This window comes from Mycobacterium triplex (assembly GCF_000689255.1).
Classification (GTDB): domain Bacteria; phylum Actinomycetota; class Actinomycetes; order Mycobacteriales; family Mycobacteriaceae; genus Mycobacterium; species Mycobacterium triplex.
On record NZ_HG964447.1, the window covers coordinates 405,271 to 426,207 of the forward strand.

Annotated in this window: 11 protein-coding genes and 4 pseudogenes; 4 read left to right on the plus strand and 11 right to left on the minus strand. The window is 62.7% G+C overall.

Features of this window, described 5'->3' with window-relative positions; genetic code table 11:
- Positions 1-15: 15 nt before the first annotated feature.
- Positions 16-1,668 carry a bifunctional 3-(3-hydroxy-phenyl)propionate/3-hydroxycinnamic acid hydroxylase gene (locus BN973_RS29420; RefSeq protein ID WP_165796522.1) on the minus strand — a complete coding sequence of 551 codons (1,653 nt, stop codon included), beginning with the start codon at positions 1,666-1,668 and terminating at the stop codon, positions 16-18.
- Positions 1,669-2,293: 625 nt separating this feature from the next.
- Here BN973_RS29420 and BN973_RS29425 point away from each other — a divergent pair.
- Positions 2,294-3,187: a VOC family protein gene (locus BN973_RS29425; protein WP_036473927.1), complete on the plus strand. Its 894-nt coding sequence runs from the start codon at positions 2,294-2,296 to the stop codon at positions 3,185-3,187.
- A 37-nt stretch (positions 3,188-3,224) separates the two neighbouring features.
- Here the strand turns inward: BN973_RS29425 and BN973_RS29430 are convergent, their stop codons facing one another.
- The 6 genes from BN973_RS29430 to BN973_RS29455 all read right to left on the minus strand — a co-directional run bounded on the left by BN973_RS29430 (position 3,225) and on the right by BN973_RS29455 (position 9,278).
- On the minus strand, positions 3,225-3,989 hold the full coding sequence (locus BN973_RS29430; protein WP_036473928.1) for a GntR family transcriptional regulator: 765 nt from the start codon (positions 3,987-3,989) through the stop codon (positions 3,225-3,227).
- Between the two features lie 73 nt (positions 3,990-4,062).
- Entirely contained in the window at positions 4,063-5,433 is a 1,371-nt protein-coding gene (locus tag BN973_RS29435) for an amidohydrolase family protein (RefSeq protein WP_169718163.1), read from the minus strand.
- A 17-nt stretch (positions 5,434-5,450) separates the two neighbouring features.
- Positions 5,451-5,837 (minus strand): cupin domain-containing protein, encoded by a 387-nt coding sequence (locus BN973_RS29440; RefSeq protein ID WP_036473929.1) that lies wholly within the window; start codon positions 5,835-5,837, stop codon positions 5,451-5,453.
- Positions 5,830-6,288, minus strand: a complete 459-nt coding sequence (locus BN973_RS29445; protein WP_036473930.1) for a nuclear transport factor 2 family protein — start codon at positions 6,286-6,288, stop codon at positions 5,830-5,832. Before BN973_RS29445 ends, BN973_RS29440 begins: the two co-directional genes overlap by 8 nt.
- A complete protein-coding gene (locus BN973_RS29450; protein WP_084163685.1) occupies positions 6,285-7,232 on the minus strand; it encodes a fumarylacetoacetate hydrolase family protein in 948 nt (315 codons plus the stop codon). The genes BN973_RS29445 and BN973_RS29450 overlap by 4 nt, the downstream gene beginning before the upstream one ends.
- Positions 7,233-7,265: 33 nt before the next feature.
- On the minus strand, positions 7,266-9,278 hold the full coding sequence (locus tag BN973_RS29455) for an acetoacetate--CoA ligase (RefSeq protein ID WP_084163686.1): 2,013 nt from the start codon (positions 9,276-9,278) through the stop codon (positions 7,266-7,268).
- A gap of 928 nt (positions 9,279-10,206) precedes the next feature.
- Between BN973_RS29455 and BN973_RS29460 the strand changes: the two genes are divergently transcribed.
- The gene (locus BN973_RS29460; protein ID WP_084163687.1) at positions 10,207-11,412 is read left to right on the plus strand and encodes a cytochrome P450; all 1,206 of its coding nucleotides are present in this window, start codon (positions 10,207-10,209) and stop codon (positions 11,410-11,412) included.
- A gap of 762 nt (positions 11,413-12,174) precedes the next feature.
- Here BN973_RS29460 and BN973_RS29465 read toward each other — a convergent pair.
- From BN973_RS29465 to BN973_RS29480, 4 genes and pseudogenes are all read right to left on the minus strand, one after another.
- On the minus strand, positions 12,175-13,398 hold the full coding sequence (locus tag BN973_RS29465) for a Wadjet anti-phage system protein JetD domain-containing protein (protein ID WP_169718162.1): 1,224 nt from the start codon (positions 13,396-13,398) through the stop codon (positions 12,175-12,177).
- Positions 13,399-13,417: 19 nt separating this feature from the next.
- Positions 13,418-16,796 (minus strand): annotated as a pseudogene (locus BN973_RS29470) (ATP-binding protein).
- Positions 16,797-16,828: 32 nt separating this feature from the next.
- Positions 16,829-17,442: pseudogene (locus tag BN973_RS32145) on the minus strand (DUF4194 domain-containing protein).
- 77 nt (positions 17,443-17,519) lie between these two features.
- Positions 17,520-18,967: pseudogene (locus tag BN973_RS29480) on the minus strand (DUF3375 family protein).
- Positions 18,968-19,772: 805 nt separating this feature from the next.
- On the opposite strand from BN973_RS29480, the gene BN973_RS29485 reads away from it, so the two are divergent.
- Complete coding sequence (locus BN973_RS29485) at positions 19,773-20,327, plus strand: Fic family protein (protein ID WP_232232262.1); 555 nt, start codon at positions 19,773-19,775, stop codon at positions 20,325-20,327.
- A gap of 287 nt (positions 20,328-20,614) precedes the next feature.
- Positions 20,615-20,746: pseudogene (locus BN973_RS32265) on the plus strand (DUF3732 domain-containing protein); the annotation flags it as partial.
- Positions 20,747-20,937: the final 191 nt, after the last annotated feature.

Genomic DNA, 20,937 nt, shown 5'->3' on the forward strand with positions numbered 1-20,937 from the left:
AGGGCAGTCGACCAGCTACCGACGCCGCGGGGCTCTCAGTGCCGGTTCCAGCGCGGGGCTTGGCAGATCGAGTGCGGTGGCGGCGGTGGCGTACACGTAACGGTCGGGTCGCACGATGACGAACCGCGCATTACTGCGCGTCATCCATTGCCACAACTGACCTGAAGGATCACCGATCTCGCCGTCGGTGACGACCGATGTCCCTGGACGCACAGTCAGATATCGGGGCTCGAACCGTTGCCACGCCTTAACGAAGCCTTGGGGAAGCTCATCGGCGGTGGCGTTGAGACCCAAGATGGCCCAACCTATTCCAAGCGCTTCATCGATCGGCACCAGATGGACTTCAGGCTCGGCGACAGTGACCGCTTTGATCAGATGACCGACCGTGTTGGTCTTCTTCCGTTTGGCGGGTAGTGCGAGAAATCCTTGCGTGAGGGGAGCCGGGCGCAAGATGGCAACGCTGAGCGCTTTCTCCACGCCCGGGAGTCGTTGCACCAGCCGCAGCACGCCGTCACGCATACGGGCAGCAATGCGATTGGGCGGCATGACGATTCGGCCAATCCGTACCGCCGAGGCCGACATCGCGTCATGGTGTGGCTCTCGTTCGGCCTGATATGTATCGAGTAGCGTGGCGTCGGCGCGCCCTCGCAGGACAGCCTCGATCTTCCACATCAGATTGGCCGCATCGCGGAACGCTCCCGAACATCCTTGCCCGGCGAACGGTGGCATGACATGGGCGGCGTCGCCGACCATCATGACCCGACCCACGCGCCACTGCTGGCACTTGCGCACGTGGAAGGTGTAGTTCCACATTCGGGCGATTTCCACGTCATCGGGCGTGATGCCGTCTTGAGCAAGAATCTGCCAGACGCGTTCGGATGTGAGTAGCTGCTCGGCGTCTTCGTCTTTGTTGATACGCCATTCCCAGCGGTAGTAGCCGCCGGGACATGGGCATCTGACGCCGGGACGCTCAGGCAAACAGACGAACTGGAAGTGTGGTGATCGGTTGAGCGGCCGTTTCACCTTGGCCTGCACATCCATCCATTGCTCTGAATACGAGTCGCCGGCAAAGGTGACGCCGAGTTCTTTGCGCACCACGCTGCTGCCCCCGTCGCACGCAAGCAGGTAGCGAGCGTGCAGCGTCGTGTGCTCATCGGTGCCGACATTGGCCACGCGGAGGCTGACCATATCGTCGGATTGGACCATGTCCTGGTACTCCCAGCCGCACTTGACGGTGACGCTGGGCCAGCGCTGCACACCCTCGCGCAGCACCGCCTCCAGCCAGGGCTGGTGAAAGAAATTGGCTTGCGTCTCAGCGCAATGCTCCGTGGGGATGGGAAGTACAGACAGAAACGGGTTCCCATCGAGGCCGGTGAATTGAATCGTTGTGCCACAGTGCATGGTGGCCGTCGCCGCCTCGTAGAGGCCGAGGTTACGAATGATGCGCAAGGACTCGGCGTCGATCGAGATGGCACGCTGACGTGGGAAGACATCGGCATCGCGTTCCACAACCACGGTGCGCAATCCGAGTTGGCCGGCAAGATTGGCGGCGGTCACTCCGGCCGGGCCGTATCCGACAATCGCGACGTCATACACCTGCTCGTCGGCGTCGGACCCTGTCACGCTCGTCTCTGATGAATCCGACTGCGATCCGTCAAGCACCGTCACAGCACCAAACCATTCCCTGCGACTGCGCTCATGGTCGCTGTCGGCCGCAATCGCAGCAGCGCCGCCAGAAGCGGTGCACACAACAGACTCATCATCGAGCCCCCTTCTTGACCGGAGTTAGCTGGACTGGCGTCGATATCGGCGCACAGCGGTGTGCGCGCCGACCGGCGGCCGCATTGTGCTCGCTGGCTGGTCAGCCCTGCCGAATCGTTGTGCGCAGAAACGCCGGTGCCCCGCAGCACCGCACGTCGTGCGGTGAGCCCGAGCGTCCAACACGCAGTGTGACGCAACTCGGCGACGGGCAGGGGCGTGACGTTTGACACGCACCCGACTATAGACCAACCTGTATACAGGTTTGGAAGGGGATTGGATCCAGACGACCGCCGACCGGCGGGGTAGTGGTCGACATGCACGCCACCTCTCAACACCCCCGCCACCCGTAGCTGGATACAGAAAACTAGGGAATGGAGAGCAACCGCGCTAGTGAGCTGCATGACTATCCAGAAAAGCGTGTCCGGATGACGGTGATACTGTGCGCTTCTGTACGCAGTTTGGGTTTGCGGGTCGCCTGTGTTCGAGCCAAGTCGGTCTGAGATTCGTTGTGAGGTAGAGGAGCAGGAAATCCATGGAACTGGGATATATGGGACTCGAGGTGTCCGACCCGACCGCGTTTGGTGACTACCTCTCGGGTGTGCTCGGCTTGATACCGGGTCGTCCCGCCGGCACGCGGGCATCCACCTGGCGAATGGATGGCAAGGTCCATCGGCTCTTGGTTGCGCCGGGCGCGGCCGATGATGTGAGTTATGCGGGGTTCTTGGTGGCCGACCGCGCAGAGTTCGACGCGACCGTCGCCAGCCTGCGCGATGCCGGTTTCGACCCAATCTCTGGTGCGGGCGAGGAGATAGCCGCACGCGGTGTTGAGGAGATGGTCTACGTAACCGCGCCGTGGGGTGTGCGCGTTGAGATCGCGCGGGGCCTGCAGGACGCCGATGAGCCCTTTGACTCGCCGCTGCAGCCCGGCGGTTTCCTCACCGGCGACCTCGGTATGGGTCACGCAGTTTTCTGGGTCTCCGGTGGGCGCGCTGAGTTCGATGCTGCCGACGCGTTCGCGGTCAAGGCGCTGGGTCTGAAGCTGTCGGATTGGCTGGAGATCGAGATGGGCGGTTTGGCGGTTACCGCGAACTTCTACCATTGCAACGGCAGGCACCATTCGCTGGCGTTCGTGTTCGTGCCGGTGCCGGAATTGCCCAAGAAGCTTGATCACATCATGATCGAGACCGTTTCAATGGACAACGTCGGCAGCGCCTATGACCGCGCGCTGGAGGCCCGTTGCCCCATCGCGCGCGACCTCGGCAAACATCCCAACGACCGGATGTTCAGCTTTTATAGTGCTGGCCCAGGCGGCGTGCAGTTTGAGTTGGGCGCGGGCGCGGTGACCGTTACCGACGACTGGGAGGTCGTCAAATACGACCGGATCAGTGCCTGGGGCCATCACGCGGGGGCCGCGGCCCCCGCGTGATGGCCCCAGCTCTTTTCGGCCGCCTGGGTTGTCGTTGCTAGCCCCGGCTGCTTGATGCACGGCTAACGGCTTCGCGGATCATCATGGGATCGTGAGTGGGGTCGAGCTTGGCCAGTGTGGTCAAGGCTGTGCGCGCCAAATGAGCGGCGATGAGCCGGCCGCACGTGACGGCGTCGCCTTGCTGGGCGGTTCTCATGATGGACGCGTGCTCATCATGGGCGATGTTGGCGAGTACCATTGCGTCACTGGCTGATTGGCGATAGAAAGCGCGGTAGCGTTCCGCGTGATCCCACAATTCTTCAAGTTGTGAGCGCATACGGGGACCCACCGCGCTAAACAATGCTGTGTGAAACACCCGGTGAGGCACGTGAAAAGCGTCATAGGATGTCGGGTCGGTCAAAATATTGTCCATCTGTTTGAGCGCCGCGGCGGCCCGGTCAAGGGTTGCGCTGTTCAGTTTCGGAACGCTGGCCTGCACACCGAGCGACTCGAGCATGATGCGCATGGCCGCGACTTGTTCGAGGTCATCAACCGACAGCGGCGCGACGCGAAGTCGTCGGTTGAAATCGCCCTCGAGTAGGCCTTCGCTTTGCAGCCGGCGAAGCGCTTCGCGCAGCGGGGTGCGGCTGATGTTGAGCTGGGCGGCCAGTCGTACCTGCGACACGAAGGCCCCGGGGGCGAGTTCGGCGTTGATGATCGCCCGTCGCACGGTGTCGTAGGCTTGCGCGGTGGTGCTGACAGGGTCTTCACGAGACGCTGCAGCGTCTGTGTCGGCGCCCGCGACGACCGTTATCTCTGTCATGGGTTCGACTTCGATGCGGTGGATCGATGGGGCCGATCATCCACTCGTCGGCAAGATTGTGCCATCACAGCGTCTACAGTAGCCTGATCGGCTCGTTTTCTGCATACAGTTGGGGCTGTCCGAGGATGCTGGCACGCGAGGCGACAGCGCGATGGTAGACGACGTCGAGTGCGGGATGGGTGAGCGCGGAATCCTTGAGGATCTCGCCGCGAACCATGACGATCTCGACATCGTGCGGCGTGGCGGCCGCGACGATGGCGGTGGCGGGGTCGGCGGCGGCAGCCAGACTGGGCGAGCCCAGATCGATGACGATCAGGTCGGCATCCTTGCCAGCGGTGATCGTGCCGATACGATCAGCCAACCCGGCGGCTGCCGCAGCGTCGCGCGTAGCAAACGCCAGTAAATCATGTGCCCGTGGGGGTGACCCGCCAGGTTGTGGGCGCATCGCAGCGTGGATCACCGACGCTGACTGGGCCGCTCTCATGGCGGTGAACATGTCGCCGGCGACACATACTTCGCTATCGATACTGAGACTAGGGCGAGATCCGGTAGCCAGCAGTCGATCTGTAGCGGGTAACCCAAGGCCCGGCATGCTCAACTCGATGGTCGAGGCTACCGATGCGCTGGCTCCTGCATCGGCGAGCATGCGCAACTCGTCGTCAGTGGAGTCGCAGCAGTGGATGAACAGCAGGTCTGCATCCAGCAGCGCGGCGTCGTGAAGTTGGCGGATGCCGCCCGGTTGCCAACCGATGTGCATGCTGGCGCGCACGCCCAGGTTGCGCGCGATCGCAAGGTCATCGACGACCACATCCGGTTGACTCATGTCCGGCCCGCGTAGCATCGCGTTCAGTGTCACCAAATCTTGGTCGTTGCTCAGGATTTCGTGTCGGATCCGCACAATGTCGGGGGGGTGCCGACGGGTGCTGTTAAGCATCCAGGCGTCGGAGTCGACCGATGGCCAGCCGTGGGCGAACACCGCGCGTATTCCGGAGTCGCGCAGGGCGCAGATAACGGCGTCGGAGTGGGCGGGACTGTTCTGAATGTGGGACTCGCTGCGAATGGTGGTGATGCCCGAGTTGATGGCGGCCAGCGCGCCCACGAGCTCACCGATGTAGGCGTCGTTCGGGGTGAATTGTGGTCCCCAGGTGAGCTGGACATTGCGTCGGTAGGTAGGGAAGTCCCAGCCGAAGCCGATGAGGCGGAAAGCGCCTTGCCAGGTGTGGCGATGGGTATCGACGAATCCGGGCAGGACGGCTTTGCCCGTCGCGTCGATGACTCGCGCCGCGGGTTGGTCGCCGATGTCGCCGATCGCGTGGATGCGGCCGTCGACGACTCGGATGTCGCCGACGATGGTGCCAGTGGCTTCATCCTGCGTCAACAACAGTCCGCCCCGGATCACCGTGGCGGGCTTGTTGTTTGCGCCCGTACTAGGTGCTGAACTCACCGAGATCCGGGTGTGGGCTAGTCGTTGAAGGCATCGGCTTGGTGCGCGACGAGGTGGCGGTAGTCGTCTCGCACGGGTGCGTAAACATCGACGTTGAGAGCTACTTCATCGCCGATGAGCCACGCGGTGTGAGGCGCGTCAGCCGGGATGTGGAGCACCTCGCCGGCGGCTACTTCATACACTTCACCGTCGACGTCAAATCCGATCTTTCCTGAGAAGACGAAGCTGACCTGGTCGAATGGGTGGGAATGGGGCGGCGGTGTCTGGACTGAGTGGCCAGGGTGAAACCAGTTGATGGTGATCAGCGACTGGTCACCGCGTACGGCGGTGCGCACCAGCGCCCCGCCGGCCAGGCTTTCGGTGGGAAGCGTGTCGAGTCGAGCGTGGATGACACGGTTAGGCATTGTTGGTTCCTGTCGCTGATTGTTGCTGGTCTGCGGCCGCCGCCAATGGGTGGAGTACCCGCGCCCCAAAGCGCCAGTGTCCGTGGTTATCTCGTGCGTAACGGTCGCGGTATTCGCCGATGAAGTCGACGTATGGTGACTGCCCGCTGTCAGAAACGTGCAACACGAGCATCACTGTGCCCGAGGCGCCCTCTTCGTCGGGCCGCAGGCGGATATTGGTGCACTGATGATGGGTTTGGCGTGCGGAATTGGCTGCCCGTGTGTCGGCCCATTTGTGGAACTGGTCGCGCCCGACCAGTGTGTGCGCGCCCAGCGTGAGGGTGCCGTCATCGACATAGAGTTGGGCAACATCGTGCCATCGGCCATGATCGAGAAGCCAGGCATGTTCGACGATCAGGTCTTCGATGGCACGTCGGTCCGCGTCGGGAAGGGCGCCGTCGATCCAGGTCACGATGCCGCTCCCGCTTCCTGCGGGAGCGGCGAAGAGCCGACCGGCTCTCCCACCGGGTTTCGCAGTACGCCGATTCCGGCGATGTCGATCTCCACGGTGTCGCCGCTGTGCAGGAACGTCATTGGGCCGTGCGCGTGGGCAACCCCCGCGGGTGTGCCCGTGGCGATGATGTCGCCGGGGACCAGGGTCATGATCCGCGACAGGTAGCAGACCAGTTCAGCGACGGAAAAGATCATGTTTGCGGTGTTGGAGTCTTGCACGACAACATCATTGACTCGCGCCTTGATCGGCAGGCTCTGCACGTCGTTGATCTCGTCGAGGATCACCAACGTGGGTCCGGCGGGCGCGAACGTGTCGATGGCCTTGCCTCCCGTCCACAGCTGGTTGGCCAGCTGCAGATCGCGTGCGCTGACGTCGTTGAGCGCCATCACTCCGCCGACGTACTGCAATGCCTCATCAACGGCGATGTTATTGCCGCGCTTGCCGATAACGACGGCGAGTTCGGCCTCGTAGTCGACTTGATTCGTGATGGCCGGCGGGGTGATGGTGGCGCCGTGACCGATCAGCGAGTTGGCGAACTTGGCGAAGAACATCGGTTCTTTGGGAGCTGACTGGCCGGTTTCGGCGGCGTGGTCGTGATAGTTCAGGCCGATGCAGATGAACTTCTCGGGCTTAAGTACCGGCGGCAGCAGTGTCACCGACTCCACCGGGTGGACTGCGGATAGGGCGCGCAGCCGCTCTTCGTTCTTGTCGTAGAGTCCCAGCAGCTCGTGGGCCATCTCCGGGCCGGCCTGTAGGACCGAGGTGATGTCTGGGCTGGCGCCGTCGAGGCCATTCACTCCTGCCAATTCGGCCAGGGCTGCGATGTCGATCAACTCCGAGCCGGCGCGGCGTTGAAGTGCGGGGCGCGGGCCATGGCCATCGTCGTAGGTTGCTAAACGCACGTCATGTCCTTTTCTGAGTGAGAATGCGGTGTCTCATCGGTCCGCGTTTGCGGACTGAGTCGGTTGGTTGGTGCGTGTGCGCGCGAACTGTTCGTAGCGCCGCAGAAGGTCGATGTCATCAACCGATCCCGGGTCGACCGTCTGCGCTAGCTCGCTTCCCTGCAGCATTCGCTTCACGGGAACTTCGAGTTTCTTGCCGATCCGGTTGTGGGGAATCCCCGGCATCACGACGATCTCGTCGGGCAGGTGGCGCGGCGAAAGAGCAAATCGAATTGCGGCCTCGATACTCTGCTTTGCTAGCTGCGGGTCGACGCCGGCGCGTAGGTGAACGAACAGCGGAACGTAATACTGAGTGCCCAGTTCGACCCCGACGACTAGGGCCTCCACCACGTCGGGGAGTTGTTCGACCGCCGAATAGATTTCAGCGGATCCCATCCGGACTCCGTGCCGGTTGAGCGTCGAATCCGAGCGGCCATGGATGATGGAACTGAGATCCGTATCGAATTCGATGAAGTCACCGTGGCGCCACGCGCCGGGAAACATGCGGAAATAGGCGTCGCGGTAACGCTTTCCGTCGGGGTCGTTCCAGAAATACAGCGGCATGGATGGCATGGGCTTGGTGACCACCAGTTCTGCGGGCTCCCCAATTACGGGATTGCCGTCAGGGTTCCAGGCCGCCACCGCCACCCCAAGGCTGGGCGCCTGGATGCGCCCGGCCCGCACCGGTAGTAGCGGTACGCCGCCAACGAATGCTGAACAGATATCGGTACCCCCGCTACACGAGGCCAGCCAGGTATTCGTATTGACGTTGTCGCGCACCCAGAAAAATCCCTCCGGGCCCAGCGGGGATCCGGTGACGGTCAGCGTCCGTAGCCTGGAGAGGTCAAACGTTTGTCCCGGTTGTTGCTCGGCTGCCATGTAGGACTTGATCAGTCCGGCGCCGAGCCCGAGCACGGCGACCTGTTCCTCGGCCACTAGCCGCCAGATACGGTCCAGGTCCGGGTGAGCCGGACTGCCATCGACCACTACCAGTGTGGCGCCGATCAACAGGCCAGAGACCATCAGATTCCACACCATCCAACTGGTCGATCCGACGAAGAGAAATCGGTCTGCGGCACGCAGGTCACAATGCAGCCGCAAGGTTTTGAGGTGTTCCAGAACGATGCCACCGTGGCCGTGGACGATTCCTTTGGGCAGTCCGGTCGTGCCTGAGGAGAACAACACCCACAACGGGTCGTCGAAGTCGACCTCTTCGAATTCGATCGGCTCCTCGCCGAGGATCGTGTCAGTCCAGTCTGTTACGGCCCGGTCAAGATCTCCGTCGCCGATGCCGCCGACGGTAATAACCTGTTCAACGGTGTCCAGTGATGAGGCGATATGGCGCAATTCGTGGACGCGGTTGCGCGGCTTGCCGCCGTAGGAATACTGTGTTGCGCCGATGAGCACCTTCGGTCGGAGTTGCCCGAATCGGTTCAACACTGCGGCGGTGCCGAATTCTGGTGAGCACACTGACCAAATCGCGCCGATGGAGGCGCAAGCGAGGAACGCGACGATCGCCTCGGCGGTGTTGGGCAGATATCCCACCACGCGATCACCTTTGGTGACGCCCCAACTGCGTAAGGTGGCCGCCAGAGAGCCCACCTGCCGGCGTAGCTCACGCCACGAAACTCGGTTGACCGAGTCTTCGGATACGCAAATCAGGGCGTGTTCATCAGGTCCGAGCGCGCGGCGGAAGATCTGCTCGGCGTAGTTGATGCTGGCACCGGGAAACCAATGCGCCCCCGGCATCACCGCCTGGACCAGCGCCGGGTGGCCGCCCTCGACAAGGCCCAGTCCCTCGAAACCGTCGATAGATGTCCAGAACTCGTCGAGTTCGTCGACCGACCACTGCCACAGGGCGCGATACGAGCCGAAGTGCCGGCCTGTGCGCACCTCAAGCCACTCAAGGTAGTCCGCCAGGCCGCAATCACGGCGCACAGCCGCAGACGGGGTCCACACTATGGCGTCTCCTGGCGGTGAAGCTGCGCGACCGTCGTCCACGAGCATTGTTCAGTTCTCCCTCTCCTACTCGAAGAAAAACTGTATGCAGCTTCAAGCGGAGTTGCAAGCGCGGTCATACAAAGAGGCAGGCTCCGCACCGTGTCAAGGCCCGATTGCCATGGTTGGCCCGTCCCAGTATCGGTCTGTATGTATACAGATAGGAGAAGCGGTGCTGCGCATAAAACGAGGCGAGGCGCTCCCGACGACGACAGCCAGCGCCGTCGGTGGCGAGCGTGCGGGGGACCGACACGCACGGACGACACCTTCGTCCATCGAAATGTCAGACGATCAATCATCGAAACATGAAATGCGGCCCCCGGCTGGGCGAGGGATGGCCGTGACCCTCACAGCCACTAAATCAAAGTCCCCGTCATTCATTGGTAACGAATACTAGGCACGCGTCTGCATACAGAACAACTGAGGGTAACTGACGCTCCGTCGGCCCGCATTCGAGCCATCACCATGAATCAAGTGCGCTCAAAGTACCCGTTGTGATCGTATAGCCGTGTGTACCTGCCGAGAGGCGCTGACTGAGATCTTGACCAGCTCGCCGAATACTGCATACAGTCTGAGCAATGTGATTGTCGTGACCGGTGGCCGCGGATCGTTCGAGGGCGGTGTCAACCCTGCAGATGGGGTCGACACGTGTTTTTCCGGCGCTTGTCGTATCGCACATCTGACTGCGCAGCGGGGTGCGACGCACGGCCGAGGGCGCAGAGGCTCGATCGAATGGCGGGGTGAGGGTGCAAATCCATGGCTCGACGATGGCTATTTCCCGTGGCGCGCTCAGGGCCACCCGTATTGGCACCAACAGCCCAACGCACTTAACAGCACCCGTTGCCGGCCTCATCGATCGGAAGCGGGCTCATCCCGACGACATCCACACGGTGGTCGTTAGTTGTGGTCCCGCACGAGAAGCCGAAGGGATAGTCGAATGCTTGAGACCAGCAGCTGTCCGATGGAGATGGGCCAGTTCAACCACCACGAATCCACTGTTGAGGAGATGTGGAAGCTGTATCCGCAACTGCACTCTGGCTGCGCGGTGGCTCACAGCGCCGCGCTCGGCAGCTTTTACATGCTGGCTGGCTACGATGATGTCAAGGACGCCGCGTCTCACTGGGAGGACTTCAGCTCGGCCGGCGGCATGATGCTACCCAAGGCTCCGTTCCGGGTGGCAGCCATCGAATTTGATCCGCCCGAGCACGATTTCTGGCGCGGCTTGTATCGAGAAGTGTTGAGGCGCAGCACCTACCAGTCTTTCGCCGAGAGCCTCGAGCAACACATTCACACCCTCATCGGCGCGTTCGCCGGACGTGGCCACGCTGACCTGGTGACTGAACTGACCGATCCGCTTCCGGTGCTGAGCATCTGCGAGCTCATCGGCATCCACGAGCCCGAGCGAGCCAAGGAGATCCGCCGCATCGCCCTCGCTGCCTTCGATGCCACCGGCGACCCGGCGGCGGTGGCCGAAGCCCTCGGCGATTTCGCAGCGTTCTGCCTCAACGAGGTCAATCATCGCCGTGTGCATCCGCGCGACGACTTCCTGACCCGTTTGGGCATTGGCACCGTGGATGGAACCGACGGTGGCCGCCTGCTCGAAGACGCCGAGATCGTTAACCTACTCATTGGATTCTTGATCGCCGGGCACCACACCACCTCATCGACAATGAGCAGCATGCTGTTGCATGTGGCCTCTGATCCACAGCTGCGCCAACGTTTAGCCGACCACGCCGATCTTGTTCCGAAGATGATCGAAGAAACCCTGCGCCTGGACACCCCACTGCATGGGTTCTTCCGCCAAACCACCCGCGACGTCGAGGTGGGCGGTGTCGCGATTCCGCAAGGGTCGGAGGTGATGCTCAATTACGCTGCCGCCAATAGGGATCCAGCTGTGTTCGATCATCCCGAATCGCTCGATGTCGACCGCTCAAGGAACCCGCACCTCGGGTTCGGGTTCGGCATCCACACCTGCGTGGGTGCCCAACTCGCCCGACAGGAATTGCAAACCACACTGCGTATCGTGCTGGCCGAGCTCCCCGATTTGAGTCTGAACACCGAGGAGCCGTTCACCCGGCTTTGGAGCGGCGGCAATCTTTACATGATCGACCGGTTGCCCGTGACATTTACCGCACACCATTAGACGCCGGTATCCGTTGGGTGTCGCCGAGCCGGGTCTCAATTAGCTGGCGCGAATGCTAGCCCCCAAATCCGATTAGCGTTCTGACGGATTCGGGTGGCAAGCGGCGGCGGCAAGACTGCTTCCATACTGCTCGTCGGACACATGCACGACGTCGATAGGGTGGCCGTAAGTGGCGACGAAGGCGGTGGCGCGAGGATGTAGTCAAGGCGCAAGCGATCGTGGACATCGCGGCGCAGGTCCTCGATCAGATGAGCCCGTACCGCTGAGGTCGCAGGAGCCGGCGGCGCGACGATGGCAGCCCCGCTCTGAGCGAGGATCACGGCCGTGGGTGCAACTATGGGCTCCGGTACCGCGTCGTCTGAGTCGTATGTGAACGCGCTGCTGCTGAGAGTGATTGGGGTCGACACTATGGCGGCTGCTACTGAAGATAGTTTTTCTTGTCAACTAGAAGGCCGTTGTGCGGCAAGCGATTAGCTCGTCGACCCTCAGTGTCCCGCCAGAGTTGCCCACGCTTGAAACGTCGCTGATTCATCTGCCGAAGACGGCGTTCTTGTTCATGGATAATGACGATTATCCATCAGCACTCAAATATTTACGTGCACAACCTCTTTCATTATCGCTGGCACGCGCAGGACGTATTCGGGTGTGTCTTGGTCTTGGTCTTGGCTGTCGATGATGGGCGAGGACAGGCCGGTCACCATCACGTTCGACAACCACTACGCGCACAGTCTGTCGACGCAAGGTTCCTTCGCTGCCGCGGCGCTATGTGGGCAGATCTGCTGAAGCCACTGTCGATTCCCGGATGACGTCGTCTACCAGTGGTTTCGGCAGATGTTCCTGTTCGAGCTGCAGTTCGCGACCATGTTCATGGTGGTAGGCGTTGAGCCGCTGATATAGAGCAGCTTCGGTATCGGTGAGTTCGACAGGGATTGTGTCTGTGGCCTGCTGGGTGGCGGTAGTGTGCCAGGCACTGCGATGGGCGTCGAGGACCGTCTCGTCCATCAGGATGCTGGACACCGGCAGCCCGGCCCGGCGCACCGACGCGAGTATCGAGATCCCAGCGCGGTCTATGTCGCCCCAATACACAAGTCGCTCGGCAGTGTGAATCCAGTTTAGCTGGGCCAAGATTGGTGCGGCCTTACCGAGACCGCCGATCACCGCAACCCCGCCGAGATCGAGGTCGAGGGTCTGACCGGGAGCTTCGTTTTCTACAATGGCGATGATCGCCGGCGCCAACACGGTGTCGTTGAGGATGGGGATGGTCGCGTGAAAGCGCCGCAACCCCGCGGCTTGGGCGCGTAGCTTCGGGCAGGCCAACGTCACTTGCAGGCGTGTCTGCTTGGCGTCAAGCCCCAGGCGGGCGATGAGTCGCGTCAGTGGATCAGCCCCCTCGGAGTCGGTATCGGTGCCGAGCATCGCGCACAGCAGGGTCGCGTTCTGCTCGATCCATTTGCTGTGCACGCCGGGTATGCGGATCTGGCGAAGCACGGTCGCATCGCCGGGCCCGACCGCAACGAGGTGGGTGACCACGGTGAGCGCGGTCGCCCACTCGGCGTCATCGAGGCCAGCGATGGTCTTGCCAGACTTAAAAGGGATGTCGCTCAGCATATTCCACGCGATTTCCGGAGTGGCCAGGGCCTGCGCGAATCGGCCGGCCGCCAGCTCATACGAGGCAACGATCTCAGGGTCGGCGATCGCGAGCGCGGAGTCAAGGTCATCGATCACCCATGTGATGGGAAGCTCGTGGGTGCCCAGCCGGCGAGCGCGGCGCGCGGCAGTGATGAGCCGGCCGGGTATGCGATGCTCATCGATGGCTGAGCGCCAGGTGCCGGCCCAGGCAGTGGCGGCGATGACGTGGTCGTCGAACGACGTGCCCTGGGGGGCCTTCAGGGTCAGCTTGAGCGGCCACGGCCCGTCTTGCCCGAGTGCCCAGTGCAGCCATAAGTCGGCGCAACGCCGGCGCAGTTCACGGATCGCGGTCTCCACCGACAACATCATCTCGGCATCACCGCACCGTGGCGGCTGCCGGTGCGCCGGCCAGCTCGTGGCTGATCTCGGCGAATTCCCGCACGGTCACGGTGCGGGTGGAGGCGATCGGTTCGATGCCGGGGGTGTCGCGCTTGGACACCATGACCACGCTGTCGATGTAGGGCTGGATGGTGGTGGTGTTTTCCACGGTCGCCACGATCAACAATTGGAACCCAGACTTACGGAACGCCGAGAGCGCCTGATCGGCGAACACCGGGTCTGATTTCGAGAACGCCTCGTCGAGCATCAGCTGTGAAAACACCGGCCTGTTGTCGCTCGTGGAAGGATCGGCCAGGTTGAAACTCAACGCCCCAGCCAGGCAAAACGCCATCAGCTTTTCCTGCTCACCACCGGAATTGGCGCCGGCATTGCTGTAGGTGCGGATCAGTTCACCTGTCGTGGAGTCAGTTTCAGCGCAGTACAGGGTGAAGCGGTTCCGTACATCGAGGGCGTCGCGCGTCCACTGACGGGCCTCAGCGCTGTCGGAGGCCAGCAGGTTCCGCAGATCCAGAATGTCGCGGTACTGATCGTGGGTGGCCTTCTCATCGCGCATCGACACCGCCAGCGAGCGCCCCGAGATCCGCCGGGCCCGTTCGTGCAGATCTGTAACGGCAGTCAGCTTCTTGGGGTCGGCGTGCAGCGACAGCCGTGTGCCGCGGTTGAATTCCACCGATCCCAAACCACGGTTCACCCGGGCGATCTGCTCCTCGATGTGTTGGGCTTCTTCCTCGGCTTTCTGGTAGAGGTGCAGCGCAGCCATGGGCGCTTGTTCGGTTATCAGCCGCAGCATCCGATCATGGGCCTGGGGCAGTTCGCGGTCATCGATGCGCCGGCACAAAGCCACGTAGTCGTGGATCTTCTCGTTGAGGTCGTCGCTGTTGTTGGGGATTGCATCTTCGAACTGTGCATCGAAGTTGCTAATGATCCGCTTGAGCTCGGCGGTCAATCGGTTGACCGAATCTTGCAGCGTGCCTTGGTCTTTTTCGATGGTCCGGACGAGCTCGGCCTTGTAGGGGGCGGGTGCCAGGATCTCCAGGGGGATCGACAGTTGCGCCCGATAGGTCTCGAGCGCGGCCCGCGCGCTCGCGCCGACGACACCGGGTTTGAGTATCTCCTGCAGATCCAGCAGCTTGGTGCGTCGATCGTCGCTCACTGTTTCCCGCTCGGTGAGGATGCTGATCCGCCCGGTCAGCGCGCTGCTCTGCGTGAGCAGCTCTTCGGCCTGGTCTTCCAGCTTGGCCAGATCGGGGTTCGCGGCCTCGAGGGCCTCGAGCTGCTCTCGAAGCCGGCGAACCTCGGCGTCGGCGCCCCCGGCGTCGATGTCGCTGAACATAGTGAAGCTCACGTGCAGCTTGTTCCACCGGTCTCTGCTGACCGACAGCGACTCAATCGTGTCGTGCAGCTCGGTCATTGCAGCGTCGCTGGCCTCGAAGTCCGCGGTGGCTTCCTCGAGTTCGATTCGGAGTGCGGCGATCTTGGCGGCGATGTCTCCCTGGTAGATGTACTGGGAGGCTGACAGTGTGGCGCGGTCGTCTTTGACCGAGCGGGTCTCGTTCTCCTTATAGAGTCCCTCTTGGGTGACCGCACGGCGATGGTGGGCGAATTCATCAGTCCCGCTCACGCGGACAAAGTCGCCGACCTTGGCAACCAATCGCATTGCTGTACCGGCGCTTTCATGCCCCGGGTCGGTCAGCCCGAGGCATTCAGCCAACGTGCCCGCCTGCGGCGCGACAGAGGCGACGCCGCCAGCGGGGACATGCTCGAGGCGAACTAGGCCCCGCATGTGGTGGTCGTTGACGTAGCGCAGCACCTCACCGGTGGTAGCGGTCGGGCACCAGCAACACCAGCCCTGTGGAACGCAGAACTTTTTCAACCGCCGCGCGCCACGGCGCGTATTCGGTCTTGAGGTCGAGCAGCTCGCACACATACCGCAGCTGCTTGGCCGGGGCGCCGAGCGCCGCCGCGATCTCTCCGCGGATGCGGTCTTCGTTGGCCGGTACCGATGTTCCGAGCCGCTCAACGCGGGCGAGTTCCTCGCGGGCGGCCGTCATCTGGTCGCGCGCCGCCACACGTCGCGGGCCCTCGTCGTTGGCCAACCGTTCCCGCAGTGCCTTGAGCTCCTCGGCGATCCGCACGATTTCGGTCTGTGCCATGGCGCGCATGGTGTCGAAGTCGTCGGCGGACTGCACTTGGGGCGCGGTCCAACCCAGGTCGAAGATCTGGGTGTCGTAATCGTGGCGGCGCCGCGAGGTCGTGTCGGCGCGGTCTTCGGCTACTGCGAGTTCGTGGCGTAGCGTTGACAATCCAGACCCGGCCGCAGCGATGCGGGCAGTGAGTTCGTCACGGGTGCGGATCAGCACACGGTGTTTAGAATTCAACTCATCGCGCTCAGCGCCGATCCGCTCGATGTCGGCGTCGAGCACGCTGACCTCGGGTCCGATCGCGGCCAGGCGCAGTTCGTCGACCCAGTCGTGCACCATCTGCTTGTCGACGATGCCGATGCTGGCCAGCTGCGCGGACTCGGTCACATAGCGGTCGTGGATGAGCTCGATGTCGCCAAGGACCCGACGCTTGGATTGCGCCACCCCCAACGCTTTACGGGCATCGACCAGGGGGGTGATCGCCTCGACCGCATCACGGATGCCGGTGACGCTTTCCGGGGTGTCGAGCATGTAGTCGCGGACGAACTGCTCTAGCCCCCCAACGCTTTTCAGCGATTTCGCCTTACCGAGTAGCTGTAGGGCGGCCGTCGAGCCGTGGATGCCGATCTTGGAGTACAGCTGGTCAAGATACCAGCGTTCGTTATCGCGCTTGCCGCGCCACCCGGCTGATTCGAACACGCTGCGGGCGTAGTTCTTGTCGCGCCAGGTGTTACACAGTTCGAGGATGTCGGCGTCGGCGTTGATCAGGTGATAGGAGCTCGAGGCGTCGGTGTCGGCGCCGGCGGCCAACCATTTCAGGACCAGCCCGGTGATGACGGTGTCGTCGCTGCCCGTGTAGGTGATCGCCACCGCTGACCAGGCCGGACCGCTGCCACGCAGATACATCGGCTTGGCGCGTTCGCCGGCCTCCTGGCGCTCACCCCACAGTCCACGAATGTATTTGTCGACGGTGCGCTTACCGAGGTTGGATCCAGCCGCGGTGCTGTCGCTTGAGGCGTTGAAGTTCCGCCGCGACGCCGACAGGAATGCCAGCGAGACCGCGTCCAGCAGTGAGGATTTCCCGCTTCCCGAGGCGCCGGTGATCAACGTGCCGTTGCGGCTGAGGTGCACGTCGTGATAGCCGTCGAATACACCCCAGTTGATGACCTGCAGCCGAGACAGCCACACCTGCCGCGCCGGCGAGCTAATCGTCATTATCGCGGTCCTCGTCGTCGATCAGCGTGTCCTCATCGTCGGCTGCGGTCTCGGCGCCGTCGGGATCGGCCGCGGGTAAGTAGCTGCTCGAATTCCTTGCTGAGTTCGTCGACCATCTGTCCGGTCATGATCGCCAGGATCACCGGGCTGATGGCGTAGGTGTCGTCGTCGGGGGTGCGCAGCAGGATCTGCGTTTTGACCAGCTTGGTGATGGCCTCGTCGATGCGGTTGCGCAGCATGGCTTCGTCGCGGTCGACCCTATGCATGACATTACCGAAATGGTCGTGGATGTCAGCCTTGCTGATCAGCACATGCTCGTCGTGTGAGGTGCGCATGATCTTGGCCAGATGCAAGGCCACGATCGAGGCGTAGGTGCCATCGGTTCGCGGCGTAACACCCTGCGGCTGTGCTGATTTGGGCTGTCCAGCATGGCCGGTTCGGCGTAGGCGACTTCGAGGTCGTCGTGGATCCGTAGCCGCAGGTCAAGCTCGCATAACCGCGAGGCCAGCACTTTGCGGTGCTCCATCAGCCACGCCCACCGCTCAGGGGACTCCTGCTTGGTCATGTAGCGGCGGGTCAGCAGGTTTTGCAACGCCCAGCATGCCTGGTTGGACAATTCGCTGACGTCGCCGTCGAAGCGCGGCATCCGCACGGCATCGGCAACCGAGGCATCGACGTCGACGTCGGGCAGGTCGTCGAAGTTGAAATTGTCCAGGTGTGTGCTCACAGCCCTCCTGCGCTGGGTACTCGGTCACGAAACATCAACGCCGGCACCTCAATTTCCCGGTCGACGCCGTCGCGGGAACGGAACCGCACCCGCGACGCTGCCGCCGAGGCCGCGGCATCGGGGTCTTGGCGCACTGCCAACGCCCACAGCACCACCACATCACCGAGGTATGGGGCATCGACCATGCCGATCATCTCCGGCAACGACACCGGTCCCGCCTGCACGGCGGTGTTTACCAGTTCTGTCAGTTGCGGAATGTCGACCTGGCTGGCCAGACCGGTGAACCCGCTCAGGTCAGCCGTGGACTCGGCTTGCAGCGCGGGTCGCGGCGGTGAGGGATCCTGAATGTCGAAAGCGATCGCACCCACACTGGTCAACGCCGACCGCCCAATCGGCAACTCAGCCCGCGTAGGGGAGTCGACCACCGACTGTCGCAGCAACGCATGCCCAACACCGATGGCGTCGTTGATCTGGCGGGCCAGGCCGCGTGCCTGCTCGGCGGTGCCGGCCGCGAAGAACCGTTTGATCCGCCGCGCGCAGCGTTGCTCGATCCGGAGTACCTCACCGATCTGCTCGGCGACCCGTGGGAAGAACTGCACCATGACCTCGCGCAGGCTGCGTCGAGGTCGGGTAGGGATTCAACGACGGTGGTGATGTCTGAGCGAAGTCGGGCCCGCCGGTCTGGGTCTTGCACCATCCGGGTGAAGGCGGTGTAGGAAGCCCGCTCCCGAGAGTCGAGCAGTGCCTCGTAGTCGGTGAACAGTCGCCGCGACCGGTCCCGAAACGCGGTGTCGGAATCCTCGGGACCTTCGATCAGCGCCGTGGTGATCTCGTTTTGCATCCCGCCGTAACGCAGGATATCGGTAATGACCTGCTCCATCTGATAGGCAATCGCCCGTCCTTCATCGGCGAGGTCGACCAGATTTGGCTCGGGTCGGCGCCCCTCGGCGAGATCCTCGAGCTGGCGGTAGAGCGCCTCGATCTGCTCCTCGAGGTCGATGCGGATCCGTTCGGGATCGCCGTCGAGCTGCGAGGCGATCCGCTTGAGACCACTGGCGATACTGACCATCGACCCACCGGTTGCCACGTTGTCCGCGCGCCGCAGCCGCCGTAGAAACGCCAGCACGCTTCGGGCATCCTCAGTCAGGGAGCACACGTTCTGCGAGGCCTGACCAGTGCCATCGGAGAGTCGGTTCAACCACCCCGAACTGGCCCACCCTTTGATCAGCCCCAAGCCAGTCTGATCCGGCAGTCCCACCTCATTTAAATCCTGCTCGATACGCGAGACAAGTTCTGCCTCAGTGATTTTCGCGCTCCCATCCAGGTGCCGTTCCATCAACGTCACGTAGGCAGCCAAATTCTTGGCGGCGAACAGCCGTACCGCCGGCGCATCCTGCAGCGACTCATTCGACGCGAACAGCTCACCGACCTCGAGGCCACTCATTGGGCGCCTCCCCGTCTCGGTCCGTGTGCGTCCTTCATTATCCCGGTCCGGCCGACAGCCAGTATCGAAATGCGGATCGCGCGGCAGGATGAACCCGTAACAGCACACGAGTTCCGTAACGACGACAGCGGCTAGGCGACATCGCTGTCGACCCATCGCGCTGGGTACCTGCTCAACGTTGCAGCCAGCCCACAGTCCGCCGAGGCCAAGGTGCACCACTTCCGCTGCTCGCACATCGCCCCTTGTGACGGTAAGTCCGCGACCGGCCCGTATAGGAAGGTCCGTGCCGTCGAGTTGGCCGAGCTCGAGCGGTGGGCGGCCGAACACGTGCATCCCTTGCCGTCGGCATGCCGGTCCTGCCACCGCGTTCGGCCCGACACACCATGCAGGTTCGGGATCAACCACACTGCCGCTGGGTTACACGCGACGTTGCGCGCGCAGCAACGCTATTCAATGCCGGGTGTTGTCGGCGACCGCCAAATCGGGGACGCGGGTCGCAAACGGCCTGGTTAGAGGCCACGGTTGGCCGGTAGGATGAGCCAAGGCTTAGAGGAGGTGCAGTCGTGGAACGCCGGACACCAAAGAAGGTGGTGGTGTCGAAGGCTGCGGTCAAGAAGTCAGGGGTGCGCGCCACGAAGGCCTCCGCCAAATTGGAGGGCCGTGTGGTTCCCGCTGGCTACAGACGGTCGGCCACCGTAAGGGCCTACATCGCGAAACAGCAGCCGCCTAAGCGCTGATGCCGCTGACGCCGGGCTACGGTGAGACCCCACTTCCACATGACGAACTGACTGCGCTACTCCCTGAGGTGGTCGACCTGCTGGGCACGCCCATCACCCGCGCTGCCGTGTATGACCTCGAACAAGGGCTTCAGGATCGGGTGTTCGATGAACTAATGCCGGGTGCACTCGACGGCTCGTTGCCGCTCGACGAGCTCCTCAGTGACTACTTTGTCCGCGACCTCCACGCGCGGATGTACGGTCCGGTGTGGAACTGGGCCGGACGGTGGCGGCGATTGGAGCTGAACATCGGCGTACCGCCGGAGCAGATTGCCGTTGAACTACGAAGCGCGCTTGACACCATCGCTTACCGATGGGAGTACACCGACGACTGGACGCCTCGGCAACTGGGTATCGTGGTGCACGCCGAGACTGTGCGCATCCATCCATTTACGGATGGAAATGGGCGTACCACAAGGTTTCTCGCTGACTTGGTGTTCGCGACAGCTCAAGATCCCACCGAACTGCAATACGACTGGGAGCTTGACAAGACGCGGTACATCCAGCTGCTTCGGGCTTACGACGGACACCGAGACGTGGCCGATCTTGCGGCTTTCGTTGGTGTGGAGCCGATCGAGCCCTAAACCCCTGCGAGATTCACGGATCAGAGTTTGCCTGCGACCGGCGCGCCCGCGATCCACGTAGCGACCAGGGAATAAATTCAAGACGCCCCGAGAACCCGGCAACGTCGATCGCGTGCCTCGTAGGAAATGAAGCGCTTCGTGAGACAAACCGCACGCAGCCGCAGTGAGACAGAAACGAAAACCTCAGGTCAGACAAGTCGGCAGATGCGGCCGAACGCGAGAACCTACAACCAACGCAGGCCTCTTATCCATCGGATGCCGATAAGAACGAAGGGACTGTCGACGACGCGGACCGCGCCGCCGTACTGGCGATGTTCACTGTCATGCGCGACGTGGTCGAGACGTTTGCGCCGCGGTTGCAGATTATCGTGACCGATCACGCTGACCTCGTTGACAAGGGTGGTTCCAGAACGCGGTAGAACATCGGTGGCCAGCGCCCCTTCATCGACCTGACGGGAGTTAAAGGATGAGCTGGCATTTGCAGCGAAGATTGACACGCACGCACTGATTATCGAACAACAACGTCAGCTCGGCTAAACATCTGATCGCAGTCGTGGGTCAGGCGTGCCTACACGACGACGGGTTGTCGAACTCGCCGGTAAGGATCTCG

What these genes read in the sequence shown, in the direction of transcription:
- BN973_RS29425 (WP_036473927.1), top strand. Translation starts at nt 2,294, where the DNA reads ATGGAACTGGGATATATGGGACTCGAGGTGTCCGACCCGACCGCGTTT.
- BN973_RS29460 (WP_084163687.1), top strand. Translation starts at nt 10,207, where the DNA reads ATGCTTGAGACCAGCAGCTGTCCGATGGAGATGGGCCAGTTCAACCAC.
- BN973_RS29430 (WP_036473928.1), bottom strand. Translation starts at nt 3,989, where the DNA reads ATGACAGAGATAACGGTCGTCGCGGGCGCCGACACAGACGCTGCAGCG.
- BN973_RS29440 (WP_036473929.1), bottom strand. Translation starts at nt 5,837, where the DNA reads ATGCCTAACCGTGTCATCCACGCTCGACTCGACACGCTTCCCACCGAA.
- BN973_RS29455 (WP_084163686.1), bottom strand. Translation starts at nt 9,278, where the DNA reads ATGCTCGTGGACGACGGTCGCGCAGCTTCACCGCCAGGAGACGCCATA.